This is a genomic window from Viridibacillus sp. FSL E2-0187, assembly GCF_038006425.1.
Lineage (GTDB): Bacteria > Bacillota > Bacilli > Bacillales_A > Planococcaceae > Viridibacillus > Viridibacillus arvi.
Window position 1 is genome coordinate 1,718,693 of the sequence record NZ_JBBOVG010000001.1, and the last position, 13,524, is coordinate 1,732,216.

At 33.2% G+C, this 13,524-nt stretch carries 15 protein-coding genes and 1 pseudogene; 11 read left to right on the top strand and 5 right to left on the bottom strand.

The window, feature by feature from the left end:
* Positions 1–421: 421 nt before the first annotated feature.
* Positions 422–1,516 (bottom strand): NADH-dependent flavin oxidoreductase, encoded by a 1,095-nt coding sequence (locus tag MHH85_RS08250; RefSeq protein WP_340706637.1) that lies wholly within the window; start codon positions 1,514–1,516, stop codon positions 422–424.
* A gap of 120 nt (positions 1,517–1,636) precedes the next feature.
* Here MHH85_RS08250 and MHH85_RS08255 point away from each other — a divergent pair, with 120 nt between their 5' ends.
* The 3 genes from MHH85_RS08255 to MHH85_RS08265 all read left to right on the top strand — a co-directional run bounded on the left by MHH85_RS08255 (position 1,637) and on the right by MHH85_RS08265 (position 2,785).
* On the top strand, positions 1,637–1,780 hold the full coding sequence (locus MHH85_RS08255; protein ID WP_340706638.1) for a hypothetical protein: 144 nt from the start codon (positions 1,637–1,639) through the stop codon (positions 1,778–1,780).
* A 391-nt stretch (positions 1,781–2,171) separates the two neighbouring features.
* A complete protein-coding gene (locus tag MHH85_RS08260; protein ID WP_340706639.1) occupies positions 2,172–2,402 on the top strand; it encodes a hypothetical protein in 231 nt (76 codons plus the stop codon).
* Between the two features lie 35 nt (positions 2,403–2,437).
* Positions 2,438–2,785, top strand: coding sequence for a helix-turn-helix transcriptional regulator (locus MHH85_RS08265; RefSeq protein ID WP_340706640.1), 348 nt, complete (start codon positions 2,438–2,440; stop codon positions 2,783–2,785).
* 316 nt (positions 2,786–3,101) lie between these two features.
* Here MHH85_RS08265 and MHH85_RS08270 read toward each other — a convergent pair whose 3' ends face one another.
* The gene (locus MHH85_RS08270) at positions 3,102–4,007 is read right to left on the bottom strand and encodes a LysR family transcriptional regulator (RefSeq protein WP_340706641.1); all 906 of its coding nucleotides are present in this window, start codon (positions 4,005–4,007) and stop codon (positions 3,102–3,104) included.
* A 417-nt stretch (positions 4,008–4,424) separates the two neighbouring features.
* On the opposite strand from MHH85_RS08270, the gene MHH85_RS08275 reads away from it, so the two are divergent.
* The gene (locus MHH85_RS08275; RefSeq protein ID WP_340706642.1) at positions 4,425–5,711 is read left to right on the top strand and encodes a GntP family permease; all 1,287 of its coding nucleotides are present in this window, start codon (positions 4,425–4,427) and stop codon (positions 5,709–5,711) included.
* 40 nt (positions 5,712–5,751) lie between these two features.
* The gene (locus MHH85_RS08280; protein WP_193739801.1) at positions 5,752–6,543 is read left to right on the top strand and encodes a 3-hydroxybutyrate dehydrogenase; all 792 of its coding nucleotides are present in this window, start codon (positions 5,752–5,754) and stop codon (positions 6,541–6,543) included.
* Between the two features lie 447 nt (positions 6,544–6,990).
* On the opposite strand, the gene MHH85_RS22265 is transcribed toward MHH85_RS08280, so the two are convergent.
* Complete coding sequence (locus MHH85_RS22265; protein ID WP_427772612.1) at positions 6,991–7,218, bottom strand: hypothetical protein; 228 nt, start codon at positions 7,216–7,218, stop codon at positions 6,991–6,993.
* Between the two features lie 199 nt (positions 7,219–7,417).
* Between MHH85_RS22265 and MHH85_RS08285 the strand changes: the two genes are divergently transcribed.
* Entirely contained in the window at positions 7,418–7,822 is a 405-nt protein-coding gene (locus MHH85_RS08285; RefSeq protein WP_340706643.1) for a pyrimidine dimer DNA glycosylase/endonuclease V, read from the top strand.
* A 216-nt stretch (positions 7,823–8,038) separates the two neighbouring features.
* Here the strand turns inward: MHH85_RS08285 and MHH85_RS08290 are convergent.
* Together MHH85_RS08290 and MHH85_RS08295 are read right to left on the bottom strand one after the other, a co-directional pair.
* Positions 8,039–8,277 (bottom strand): annotated as a pseudogene (locus MHH85_RS08290) (oxidoreductase); the annotation flags it as partial.
* A 131-nt stretch (positions 8,278–8,408) separates the two neighbouring features.
* Positions 8,409–8,828 carry a hypothetical protein gene (locus MHH85_RS08295; RefSeq protein ID WP_340706644.1) on the bottom strand — a complete coding sequence of 140 codons (420 nt, stop codon included), beginning with the start codon at positions 8,826–8,828 and terminating at the stop codon, positions 8,409–8,411.
* Between the two features lie 422 nt (positions 8,829–9,250).
* On the opposite strand from MHH85_RS08295, the gene MHH85_RS08300 reads away from it, so the two are divergent.
* The 5 genes from MHH85_RS08300 to MHH85_RS08320 all read left to right on the top strand — a co-directional run bounded on the left by MHH85_RS08300 (position 9,251) and on the right by MHH85_RS08320 (position 13,472).
* Positions 9,251–9,499, top strand: coding sequence for a hypothetical protein (locus MHH85_RS08300; protein ID WP_340706645.1), 249 nt, complete (start codon positions 9,251–9,253; stop codon positions 9,497–9,499).
* A gap of 289 nt (positions 9,500–9,788) precedes the next feature.
* On the top strand, positions 9,789–10,271 hold the full coding sequence (locus MHH85_RS08305; protein WP_340706646.1) for an RNA polymerase sigma factor: 483 nt from the start codon (positions 9,789–9,791) through the stop codon (positions 10,269–10,271).
* Positions 10,272–10,275: 4 nt separating this feature from the next.
* Positions 10,276–10,938 (top strand): zf-HC2 domain-containing protein, encoded by a 663-nt coding sequence (locus MHH85_RS08310; protein ID WP_340706647.1) that lies wholly within the window; start codon positions 10,276–10,278, stop codon positions 10,936–10,938.
* 443 nt (positions 10,939–11,381) lie between these two features.
* The gene (locus MHH85_RS08315; RefSeq protein WP_340706648.1) at positions 11,382–12,257 is read left to right on the top strand and encodes a DMT family transporter; all 876 of its coding nucleotides are present in this window, start codon (positions 11,382–11,384) and stop codon (positions 12,255–12,257) included.
* Positions 12,258–12,803: 546 nt separating this feature from the next.
* Complete coding sequence (locus tag MHH85_RS08320) at positions 12,804–13,472, top strand: DNA alkylation repair protein (RefSeq protein WP_340706649.1); 669 nt, start codon at positions 12,804–12,806, stop codon at positions 13,470–13,472.
* Positions 13,473–13,524 lie beyond the last annotated feature (52 nt).

The window sequence follows — 13,524 nt, forward strand, 5'->3', positions numbered from 1 at the left end:
GAATAACAACTTTTATCAAACATTTATTTAGTAGACTCTATAGAATCTCTTGGATATGAAAAATAAAAAAATAGATAGAACAGTATCAATAAATAATACTAGTTCTACCCTTTTCATTCATCAAACTTTTCTTACCTCTAACTATATTGAATATTAAGCTACTGTTTTTGCCTGTAATAAATTGCGATAATCTAGTAAATGCTTCACCATTAATACAACATTTATTAAGAAAATGAAGTTTGCAGGGAAGCCGAGCTGTTTCGTTTTCATGTTCAGTTGAGAAGCCACCAGCGACAAACATAAAAATGCCTGATCCAATCATAATCAAACCAAGTACGAAACGGATAATCGTACATAGTTTGTTCTTTATGTTGTCTCATTTTATTTAGGTCAGTTCGTCATAGCGGTTCTTTTTTTATAATTATTTTACGCCTGGCACCCAACCAACATTACGTTTCATCATGTTCATTAGCGGCTCTGGAATGTCATTATCACGACTCATATCCATTTCAGTAATAACTGGTTCACCAGCCGCTACTTTTTCTACCCAGTGTGGTTCAATTAATAGCTCTCGACCAAGTGCAAGTAAATCAGCACCTGTTTCCATCGCTTCTTTCGCATCTTCTGGTGAATAAATTGAACCAACGCCTATAAACGGTACACGACCGTCAATCACGCGTTTTAAAATTTTTATACGGTTTTCTTTTTCACCACTATAACGACGCGCTTCTGCACGGAAATCACCTAATGAAATGTGTAAGTAATCGAGCTTTTCATCTGCTAATCGATCTACAAGTTGAACCGTTTCATCTAGAGTGATACCGTCTTCTTCAGGCTCTTCTGGGCTAAAACGATAACCAACGATAAATTGGTCATCAGCATATTGCACTTTTGCACGGTTTACACTATAGATAATTTCTAATAAGAATGTCATACGTTTTTCAACAGAGCCACCGTAACGGTCTGTACGTTTATTTGTAAAGCCTGAGAAGAATTGTTGTAATAAATACGTATTGGCACCGTGAATTTCCACACCATCAAATCCTGCTTCAATTGCGCGACGTGTCGTTTCACCAAATGCAACGACTATTTCCTCAATTTCTTCTACCGTTAATGCACGAGTCACACCCCCATCTGCTGCAATGGAATCACTTGCGCTTACTACATCGCCATTTGGCACAAGTTCACGTACTGCTTGGCGTCCACCATGATAAATTTGTAAAATTGCTTTTGCGCCACCGTCGTGAATCGCATCAGCAATACGTTTTAAGCTCGGAATATATTCATCGCTATGTGCAGAGATTTGACCTGGGAAGCCTTTCCCATTAGGAATCACGTAAGCACATGCTGTAATCACCGCACCGACGCCATATGAGCGCTCACGGTAATATGTAATCTCCGCATCTGATACTGTATCATCAGCATTTGCTGAGTAAGTTGTCATTGGCGCCATCACGTAACGATTACGAATTGTGACCCCGTTATTAAAAGTAAATGGTGTTAAATAAGTTGTCATGTTATTCACTCCTTCTAAAACAAGAGTAAATTTATCGGATTTAAAAGTCAAAGATCGCGCTTAACTACTACATTTTATTTCCTGGATCATAATGAAAAAAGAAGTAGAAAGGATAATTGTATGGAGAAAATTGCACAGCTTACTGATTGGATGCAAGATGCAGAAAGTACGGTCATATTAACATGTGCTGTGATGTCAACAGATAGTGGTACCATATTTTTGTTCGGCAAAGGGCTTATTAAGCAATTAGGCGCGATTGTTTAATAAGCGTCTCTGTTCTTATTAACAAACGGGGGGCTTTAGTTGAATATCTTGGAGCTATTCAAACAGTTTTTTTATTCAACTAAAGGGGAAGTCTTAGGGGGTTCATTAAGAAGCTTTTAATCAGTCGCTAAACATAGTTTGGGATAAAAGTGATTCATGTTGTAGAAACGACATATAGTGCAGATGAAAACAGAACTGGAGGAAGAATATGAATGGAAAACTGTAAGGGTAATGCTATACAATTTTTTGCATTTTTTGATATGAGTTAAATAAATAATGAGTGAATATCATTCTTCGAAAATACCAATTAACTATACTAATACTATAGTGTTTAAAATGTACTTAATCTATTGATACAAAAGGGATTAGGTGCTTTTTTAATTGTGATATATTGGCACTAACTAAAAAGTGGGTACTTATTCTAACTGGCGGTATAGGAATTGTACTATTAAGTGTATTGTGGTTAGCATTTAGTACACAAGAAATAGAGATTGATAAGATTAGTAATGTTATAGAAAAAGAAACAATTGAAATGTATACGGATCTAGAATTTGCAAATAAGAGAGCAGTGTTTGTACGAATCATTTACCTTATGAAGTTCAGTATTATCAACCAGCTGTAAGTAAACAAGAACAAGAAGATGAGCGCTTAACACCAATGAGCAAGTTACAAGTAGCTCTTTTGAAGAAAGATAATGACTTTTTTCTTGGTGCATTTTCAGCAGATGTGATTGAACAAACTATAAAATATTATGATTTCACATTGAGTATTTTGGATAATTATTTACTTGGTCAAAATATAAAGATGTTACGCAAACAGAATTCATTTACCCAAAGAGATTTGGGTCAAAAACTAGGGGTATCTTCTCAAGTGATTTCAAATAGGGAACGGGGAAATAGTTTACCCTCTCTCATAGATGCCGAAAGACTTGCGAAGCTTTCCTCTTGTAGAATCGATTTTTTAATAAATAGTGAAGAGTTATATAATATCAAAATTCAATATTAGAAACTTTAAAATTGCTAAGTTAAACGATAAAACAGGCTGCATAAGTAAAAGGACATTGTTCAGCTCTTATACGCTGAGTCAATGTCCTTTTATGTAGTCTTTTTTATTAAGAAGTGTAAATTGTGACCTTCTCTATTTAGTAAAGAAAAACGTCTATTGATGGGAATTTCACTCTAAAGAATCAGTCTATACAAAACTATCGTCGGTGTCGTCTGTTTTAGCCTTAAGAGACAATCTTCTATAGGTATATTAAACGTAGTGATGTTAAATTTAACAAGTTATATCACATACAACCCTAATCTTATACAAAAAAGTATCATTCTTTATAATTTTGGAGAGCTGTAAATTTCAATGTCGGCAATAAGTTTAATAACTCTCTTAATGCCAAAGAGTTATGTGAGTTCTTTTTTGTAATGACTCCGAGATTCCAAAATAAGTCAGGTTCTTCAATCGGTATGATTTTTACATTCTTATTTGTTTGCTTATAAAAAATTGAATTTGGTAAGAGAGTAATACCCAATTTCGATGCCACCACTTCAATCATAACATCCCACTGTGAACTTTTGAGTGCAATATTTGGCGTAAAGCCAGCGGTTTCACAAGCTTGAATAATAAAATCATGCAAAGCGAAATCTTCAGTGAAAATGATAAACTTTTCATCTTCCAATTCTGTTAATTTAATATTTTTTTTATGGGCAAGTCTATGCTCCTCATGTACAAATAACACAAAGTTATCTTGTATAAATGGAGTAATATTAAATTTAGATTCATCTTCTGGTAAGACCACAATACCTAAATCAACCGTACCTTCTTCAACAAGCTGATTAATCACCTTAGCCCCACGTTCAATTAATATTAAAGATACATCAGGGTACAGTTCTTCAAAATTACGAGCAATTTCAGAAAAAAACAATGTCCCAATCAGTGGTGGAATTCCCAGTTTAATTTCTCCTGTGGCGACTTCTCGAAATTGATCTAATTGGACGTTTAATTCGTCAATAACCTTAAACACTTTTTGACTCTGTTTATAAACAATTTTACCTGCTTCAGTCAGTTGCATATGTCTTGTTGACCTATCAAACAACTCCAATTGAAGTTCTTCTTCTAACTTTTTTATAGCTTTACTCAATGATGATTGCGATAAGTAGCAATGTTCAGCAGCCTTTGTAAAACTATTATAGTTAGTCACTTCTAAAAATAATTTCAATTCACGTATTTCCATATTAACACCTATTTATTCTTTTTATTCATTAATGTTATTCATATTATTCGTTTTACTAATAAATTTGTAAGAGGTATACTTTGTTCGGATATAACATTAATGTTCGAACTTTTTGTAACAGACTTGTTTCGCATCTTAGAAAATACAGTATTTTCAAATGAATAAAATAAAGTGTATTTCTGAATTTTTTATTTCACAATAATTAATTACTCATATAAATTTACACTCTAAAAAAATATATATAGTTTTAATTCTTTGAATTTATAGTGTTTTCGAGGAGTGAATACGGGATGGATGCAAAAGTTTACTATTTGGCCAAGGTATACATTGGTCAAATAAATTTAATGCTTTTTAATAATTATATCTTATTGAATAGTTAATAAAAAGCATTAGTTGTAAAGAAAGAGGTAAAATGATTTGTTAAGTATTACTATTGGCCTAGTCCTGTTGATGGCTTTAGCTTATCTTGGATGGTCTATTATTTGGGTTGCGCCACTTGTGGCTGGTGTTGTTGCAGTTCTTAACGGATTAGATGTACTTGAAACATATACAGGTACGTATATGCAAGGATTAGTTAATTTCGTAAAAAATTGGTTCCCAATTTTCTTATTAGGAGCAGTCTTTGGAAAACTAATGGAGGATACGGGTGCTGCAAAATCCGTAGCCCAAAAGGTTACTCAGCTGATTGGTAAAAAGAGAGCTATTCTTGGTGTACTAATCGCCGCAGCGTTACTAACTTATGGAGGTGTTAGTCTTTTTGTAGTTGTATTTGCAATTTATCCAATTGCTCTTCAATTATTTCGAGAAGCAAATGTATCAAGAAAATTACTTGTACCTACATTTGCACTTGGAGCATTTACATTTACAATGACATCTATACCAGGTACTCCACAAATCCAAAACTTGATTCCAATGGATTACTTCAATACTTCACCTACATCAGGATCAATCATTGGGATTGTTGCCACACTTATAATGGCTGTTGGGGGATATCTATGGTTAGCGTTTAGAGCGAAAAAGTTTGCCGCTAAAGGTGAAGGGTATACAGAACCTGAAAGTAGTACGCACATTACAACCGATGGAGATCAAAAACTTCCTCATTGGATTATTTCCTTGATCCCACTTGTAGTTGTAGTTGTTCTATTGAATGTTGTCAAGTTAGAGGCAGTAATTGCCTTATTAGTTGGGGTCTTATGCATCATGATTCTTAACTTAAAGGATTATAAAAAATTCATACCATCTATTAATGAAGGTGGTAAAGGATCTGTTATGGCAATCTTAAATACAAGTGCAGCAGTAGGATTTGGCTCAGTTATTGCAATTGTTCCTGCATTCGACAATATAACTGCTTGGCTTCTAGGGATTTCTGATAATCCATTAATAGCTGAAGGTTTAGCTGTTCAAATTATGGCTATCATAACTGGTTCTGCTTCTGGTGGTATGGGGATTGCTCTTTCCACTCTAGGAGATACTTTTAATAACGTTGCCCAAACCATAGGTATTAGTCCTGACGCTTTACACAGAATTGCCGCTATAGCATCAGGTGCATCAATATTTCCTAATAATGGAGCATTATTAACTTTACTTGCTGTTACAGGATTATCTCATAAAGAAACTTATAAAGATGTATTTGTTGTAGCATTTTTAATTCCTACAATTGCTTTGATAGTTGGTATTATCTTGGCTGCAATAGGATTAGTTTAAAAAACTGTGTTAGATTGAAAAATTTTAGGAGGAATTTATTATGTCTGAATTCATTAATGTTAAAAATAAAGTAGTTATTATTACAGGTGCTGGTCGTGGAATTGGATTTGAAATCGGTAAACGTTTCGCTCAATTCGGTGCAAAAGTAGTTCTTTCTGATATCAACGAAGAAATGGTAGTAGAATCTGCAGAATCTCTAAAAAATGAAGGCTTCGAAGCTATTGGTGTTAAAGCTGATGTTACAAGTGAAGAAGAACTTCAGAACTTAGTTAAAAAGGCTAAAGAAAGATTTGGTTCTGTTGATATTGTTATTAATAATGCTGGTTTACAACACGTTTCTCCAATTGAAGAATTTCCAACTGCTAAATTTGAATTAATGCAAAAAATTATGTTAACTGCACCATTTATTTTAATTAAAAACGTATTCCCTATTATGAAAGAACAAGGATTTGGACGTATTATCAACATTGCTTCAATTAATGGCTTAATTGGATTCGCTGGTAAGGCTGCATACAACAGTGCAAAACACGGAGTAATCGGATTAACTAAAGTTGCTGCCATAGAAGGTGCAAAACATGGTATTACTGTAAATGCTTTATGCCCCGGTTATGTAGATACGCCACTTGTTCGCGGTCAAATTGCAGACTTAGCAAAAACACGTAATATTCCAGAAGATAGAGCTCTTGAAGATATTATTTTAGCTCAAGTGCCTCAGAAAAAATTACTGGATGTAAGTGAAATCGCAGACTATGCCCTATACTTAGCAAGCGATCGAGCTAAGAGCGTTACAGGACAAGCTGTTGTTATTGATGGCGGTTATGTAGCACAATAGTATACTCAATTAGATGAATTACGTATTAATTTAGTAGGGTACTTGTGATTGTGGGATTTTTTAACTGATGAACTACATTGCGGTTTTTATGTATTACATTCCATAATCGCGCTAATGTATGAATTCAATAATAGTATGTGATCAAACTTATTATAAAACTAAATTTAATTCTTCTATATGAATCCATTTTGATTAAAGATTTTTTCAAAATGGGTTCTTTCTATTTGATTGACGCTTTCTATTTCTGGTTGTATAAGGAAATTAATGATATTGTGACATTTAGGAAAGGGGTGGACCAGACGATTTGGTGCACTAAAGACCATTATGCCAAGTATTACCCAAAGACTGAACCATCTTTAGTAAACCCCCCAGGTGAAGGTGAAGCATAACATTTAAAACCCACTATGCAACCCTCCCAAAGTATAATAACCTTTTAATATCAGTAAATTAATCAACACTCATATAATAAAGATAAGCAGTATCTTTTGTAATAGTATGAACTCCAGCTTCTAATTCTACAGTAATTAAATCTTTACTTGCCTTGTATATAACTCCATTTACCAGTATAAATTTTGAGAAGTCTGAAATAAGCACTAATGTTAAAGTTGAAGTACTATCTGTATAAAATGCGAAATGGTGTTGTTTAGTGGGAATACATGGGCCTAAGTTAAGCACATTTTAATTTCTCAATCTATGTACAAATCCACATAAATGGAGTCAATCAAGTAAGGGCTTGAATGGAACTATTTTTAAACAGCCCCCATTATCAGGTAACATAGATATTTATAGAGAATCAATTTAATAATTGTTGGTTATAGAGGAATACTGATAATTAATAAAAGAATTAAATTTTTGAAATAAGGAGAAATAAAGAATGAGATTATGGCATGTGGATTTATTAGAGTATCTACCAAAAGGACAACTACTTTCACAATGGAGAGAATTAAATAGTATATTTGCCAAAGAAGATAAACATATATTAATTAATTATATATACGAATATCCAAAATGCGAATTGTATGTTTATACAAAAAAAGTAATTAATGAAATGAAGAAGCGTGGTTATAAAATTAGAACATACGAAAAAATGAATAAATACTTTGTAGATATAGAGTCAGTTAAGAATGTTAAACCTTTTAAAAATCATCACGACAATGAATATCTTCAAATTTGCTATTACAATCTAAAGGAAAAATTTATACGTGGTCAGAAGGATTATGAAGAGGATATGTACAATAATTTATGTAAGTACGTAAATGACATTTTGTTATCTCAGTAAGTGAATAGTAACATAAAAGAAGCTACAGCATCGTCACACGAGAACGTTGAGATGTATATGCAGCTCTTTTTTATTGAACTAACGGGACAGGTTAGTTGAAGAGCGTTGTTTAACTTTTGTTCAACATTCGGGCCATTTAATGGGGTAAGAAACTTAAGAAAACCTATGTTAAAAAATGAGAAGAAATTAAAAGGCTGTCGAGGACTTTTCGACAGCCTAAGCTTTAGAAAAATGAATGACTTCAATCGCGAATGCCACAACATTTGCCACTCGATCAGGTGTAATACCATATTGTTCGTACAACACAGTCATACCTGCCGAAACATTCTTATCAGTAATCATATCCAACAATTCCTAGTTGATCGGAGCTGGATAAATAGTGGCTGTGCGGATGTTAGTACCTTCTTGGCAGATTCCATACGTAAAACTTCCATTAAATTACGAACAGCCCACTTGGCTTGGTTGCACCATAAAGGTGGTTTTTAAAAATGAAGATAAATCAAAGTTATTCCATTAAAGGCGCTTTAGTTTAATAAAGCAACAGTAGAAGAATGATAAGAAAAAAAGGACTCGATTCCTCTAAGCCTTATTTATTCAATTCCTTATATAAAACATATTTTAAAGCAGAAATTTCATCTTCAGACAGTTTATTTTCAATTTCGGATAATACTTCATCCTTACTAATTGAACCGTTTTGCGCTTGTTGCTGAATATCAAGTAAACGATTAACGCCCATTTTTTTTATTAACACACGTGTCGCTTCTTCCTTAGTTTGGAAGGGAAGTGTATCCGGATTTATAGTTGCTGCCTCGCTTACAATTTCTTGAACCTTCGAATCGTTCTCGATATAGGATTTTACTTCTTCTAGATTTTCGTCATCTAAAGTAGATTCCACTTTTTCGATTATTTTTTCGGAAGCGATATTTGTCCCAAAATGCCACACAGCATAGCCAGCTGCTCCGAGTAAAACAAGAATTATTGCGGTAAATGTTAAAAACTTTTTCATCAACTCACTCCTGACACTTTGAATATAGCACAACTTCTCAAAAACCACGAAGAAAAGATGTTTTCTATAATTGGTTTAATTACAATTATTTGCAAACCCAGAGCAGATAAGTTTTCACCCTAATATATAGATAGCATAATTATTATCTATTGTATGTATGTCTATATTTCCATCTGGGTACTTGTTAAATAATCAGGCGCGGGTGTTTAATAAGCGTCTCTGTTCTTTTTCAACTAACGGGTGCTTTACTTGAAGATCATTGAGTTGCAAATGCAGCACTTTTTTCTTTATTGAACAAACGGGGGATGGTTAGTTGAAGAAGAAGCTAAAGCTTTTTGTATATTCAGGATGGGATATTTAGTTAAAATTGGAACTTCTATTGTTTTAAAACGTATTAAAGTAATAGGATAAGAGGTGAAAAGATGAAAATTGAAATGGAAGTAAAAGCATTTGGCGAAGTTGAAGTTCAAGGTGCCAAAGACGCTTTTAAAGGTGTAGAATTAATGAGCGTACATAAACTTAATAAAGATACATCAATACGTGAATTAGAAACTCTATTATCTAAGCTATTTGAAGAAGTCGAAAATGGATACAAAAATCCAGAGCAATGTGTAGGTAAAATTACAATTCGTGCAAAAAAAGAAAATGGTGAAATTGTATATTTAGATTAGATTGAATGAAGTGTGTTGCTGCGATATGTAGGAACGTTTTTTCAATAATGGGTGCATTATCAAAAGATAATTGAGCTGCACAGACGGCTCTTTTATTCTTTTTCTACGAAAGGCGCAGGTTAGTTGAAGAGTGTTGTTTATCTTGTGTTCAACAAACGGGCAATTTAATTGAATAAGTGAATATCTGCATCTGTTATAAAGATGCATTTTTTTATTGAAAAATGTTGTAACGAAATCAATAATTTTGTGATAAATAGGTGAATGGCCGGACGGAAAAGGGAGGGTGGCAGTGGATAAGGACAATATATACCAAGATTATGGGGATTTTATTTTTAAATACTTGTTAACTTTGACAAACAACCTTGATTTAGCAGAGGAGCTAACTCAAGAAACATTTTATCAAGCGATTAAATCCATTAATAACTTTCACGATAATGGTAAAGCCAAGTTTTCTACGTGGCTCTGTGCAATTGCTAAAAACATATGGCTGCAAGAATTAAACCATAAAAATAAAAACCACCAATTGAAGGACTCACTAAAAAGTGAAAGCACAACATTTTACGACTTGGAAGATGAGTATATAAAAAACGAGGATAAAGTTATGTTTTTTAAAAAGGCTCATCAACTCAGTGAGGATAAACGAGAAATACTTTATTTAAGATTGTTGGGGGACTTGTCGTTCAAAGAAATTGGTTCAATTTTTGAAAGGACAGAAAACTGGGCAAGAGTGACTTTTTATAGAGCAAAACTTGAATTCAGAAAGGGTGAGTAGGGTTATGAAACATAGTGTATTTAAGGATTTGGCTCCTGCTTATATTGATAAATTAACAAGTGAAGAAACAAACGAACAGATAGAAAAACATTTGGTACGATGTGAAGAATGCCGAAATTATTTAAACAAAATGAAGGGAGATTTATTTTCAGAAGATGAAAATGAGAGAAGAAAAGATAAAAGGAACATTGATTATTTCAAAAAGGTACGCTCCAAAAATAGAAAAAAGATCTTAGTTATCGTATCATCACTACTAGCAATGTTTCTTGTTCTAATAACTGCTTATTACTTTGTGTTTGTTAATATGTGGCAAGCTAGTTCCAGTAATGTTGAGACAAACATTCAGAGTCAGGGCACAATGGCTACGCTCTTATTCAAAGCAAAAAAGGATAATCATTATATAATTTTAACAGATGCAAAAACAGATGAGGGATATACAGATACTATATTTGTATATGAAAAAAGGAACGATTTCTCTACCCCTGCAAAACTCCCAAAAGATGGGAGTAGCAGTTCTTTCATATTTGCAGATGAAAACACATTATTACTGTACAATGGGAAGAAGAAGAAACTAACGGATGAAGATAAGGTAACTATACAATATAAAGACAAAACCGATGTAATACCAATCAAAGATTTATATGATAAAGGTAACGATGCTGAATGATTTAAAAATGGGATAGAAGTTATACCGTAAACGGGCGCGATTGTTGAATAAGCTTCATTTTTTTGTTCAACTAACGGGTGCTTTACTTGAAGATCATTGAGTTGCATATGCAGCTCTTTTTTTCTTATTGAACTAACGGGGCAGATTAGTTAAACAAGGTAAGGGGGGGATGTTGAATTTGATACAAAATGCGATTCGGATTTTAGACCTATAAAGTCGAAGGCGATTTGGTTTGTGAGTTTTATGGAGCGAATGGATGTAAAATTTAAGTTGAGGACTAAACGAAACAATAGATTACGAATACACAGCTTAATTTTTGTTATATTTAAATTAATTTCGTATCGCTACATTCTATATTATAATATGGGATATTATGTAATGTTCATCAAGGGTTTATTGAGATTTATAGAATACGATTCTTATATAAAAAGGAAATGGTTTACTTGAATAATTTTATGTACATAGCATGTATGCTTATATGGGGATTGAATTTTATAGCCGTCAAAATTCAAGGAACAGAAGCTCCACTAGAAGCCTCATTATTATACAGATCAATTATTGCATTTGTTCTTTTCTACATATTGTTGAAGATAAAGAAAATAAAGATTCTAAAAGAAAATGTTAACTTTTTAACAGTTATTGGCTTCGGCGTCTGTAACTTTGCAATAAGCTATTTATTACTGTACTACGGTACGATTTATAGTACGGCTGCTTTAGTAACGTTAATCTTTTCTTTAAAAGCTATTATCACACCTATTTTTCTAAGCATAGTTTTTAAAATAAAACTAGAACGTAAAATATACCTAGGAGGTTCGCTAGGCTTACTAAGCGTAATCATTATTTTATATCCAGATATTCATACTATTTCTTCAAACTTTATTTTAGGGATTATTTTGGCTTTCGTTGGAACGGTTATCACGTCAGTTGGTGATACCTTGTCTTATTATAATAATAAAAAGCAAATTGAGCCGATTACAGCTAACACAATTGGAATGTTTTCAGCAATTATTTTAATAACACTGATAACGTTAGTAAGTGGGAAAGACATTAGTTTACCAAGTTCTTTAAATTATTGGATTGGATTACTCTATCTAGCTATTTTAGCTTCATTTGTAGCGTGGTTATTTTATTTATATTTGATTAAAAATGTGGGTGCTGCTGAAAGTAGCTATATGGTTGCAATGTTCCCAACGATTGGAGGCTTTGCAAGCGTAATGATGGGGGAATCAACTCTTTCTATTAATCTGATTATAGGAATAATACTAGCTATGTTAGGGGCTTACATTGCATTAGCAAAAAAAGTAACCTGTGAACCTTAGAATTTTCAGCTCTATTTTTATCAAACAGCTCAAAGCTCCCCAAAGCGAGATTGGGGAAGCATTTAATAGACATTGTAAATCCGTATAAATCTGACGGGACTCCTACTAAGTGGAATTAGGAGAAATAAGATGTGCGTCTTTAAAAAGAAATCTATAACATATAGTTCAGTTCCTAAAACCATCAAAAAATAGGGTAGATATGAACAAGTTTAACAGTGGTTATTCAACTAAAGGGGTGCTTTACTTGAAGATCATTGAGTTGCATATGCAGCTCTTTTTTTCTTTCTTGAACTAACGGGGGCGTTTCTTTAAAAGGAATGCTCTTTTCGTATCCTATTAAAAGGAAGTAAATGTTATTATTATATTAAAGATGGTTGCTCTTCTATTATAGGTGGAGAAAGCTTTAATACGATATATGCTACAATATTGTAAAGGTAAAATTTGGATGAACGCCACCGCAATAAGACTTATAACGAAATTAAGTTCTTGATATATCCCGTCAAGGACATATTATGAAACAGTGCTTTAATAAAGGAGTTGTATTAAATGGATGAAAAAAAAGATACAGAAATAAAACGCTCTTCAAAAGTAGAAAACATTTTACCTCAGATCAATAGTAAAACTAAGCTAGGCGACTTACGAAAAATCGCGAAGGACATTAAAAAAGATCACGAACTAGCTATGGAACTTTGGTCAACCGAAGAGTTTTTGCCCAGACTATTAGCAATCTTAATTATGGACAAAAAACTTCTTTCACATGATGTGCTAAATAAGCTTGATAAGGATATGCAGACTCACACTTTTGATGAGCGAAATAACTTAATGGATTGGTTAATGGCTAATCAGCTCACCAAAGACAAGAAGAAGATTGCATTGATGGAGTCATGGGAAAATAGTCCTTCTGCTCTTCAAAGACGAGCTTTTTGGTATTATCAAGGGCGATTGAGATGGACTGGACAAACACCGCCTGATAACACCGCAGACTTGCTATCTGCAATAGAAGCTAATATTACGCAGGAAGAACCGGAAGTTCAATGGGCTATGAATTTCACAGCAGGCTGGATAGGCGTTTATGATGAAAAGAATCGTGCACGTTGTATTAAACTTGGTGAGAAAACGGGTCTTTACAAAGATGAAATAGTATCAAAAGGATGTACTCCCAGCTATTTGCCGGAGTTCATTATGATTGAAGTTAACAAACGACATAATAATTAGTTACCTCTGAAAAATTTATTAGGGTTTAATGCAAAAGATAAAGGAATTCAAA

Coding starts and splice junctions, on each gene's coding strand:
- MHH85_RS08265 (WP_340706640.1), top strand. CDS start 2,438: ATGAGCAAGTTACAAGTAGCTCTTTTGAAGAAAGATAATGACTTTTTT.
- MHH85_RS08295 (WP_340706644.1), bottom strand. CDS start 8,828: ATGAAAAAGTTTTTAACATTTACCGCAATAATTCTTGTTTTACTCGGA.
- MHH85_RS08310 (WP_340706647.1), top strand. CDS start 10,276: ATGAAACATAGTGTATTTAAGGATTTGGCTCCTGCTTATATTGATAAA.
- MHH85_RS08255 (WP_340706638.1), top strand. CDS start 1,637: ATGGAGAAAATTGCACAGCTTACTGATTGGATGCAAGATGCAGAAAGT.
- MHH85_RS08270 (WP_340706641.1), bottom strand. CDS start 4,007: ATGGAAATACGTGAATTGAAATTATTTTTAGAAGTGACTAACTATAAT.
- MHH85_RS08320 (WP_340706649.1), top strand. CDS start 12,804: ATGGATGAAAAAAAAGATACAGAAATAAAACGCTCTTCAAAAGTAGAA.
- MHH85_RS08285 (WP_340706643.1), top strand. CDS start 7,418: ATGAGATTATGGCATGTGGATTTATTAGAGTATCTACCAAAAGGACAA.
- MHH85_RS08250 (WP_340706637.1), bottom strand. CDS start 1,516: ATGACAACTTATTTAACACCATTTACTTTTAATAACGGGGTCACAATT.
- MHH85_RS08280 (WP_193739801.1), top strand. CDS start 5,752: ATGTCTGAATTCATTAATGTTAAAAATAAAGTAGTTATTATTACAGGT.
- MHH85_RS08300 (WP_340706645.1), top strand. CDS start 9,251: ATGAAAATTGAAATGGAAGTAAAAGCATTTGGCGAAGTTGAAGTTCAA.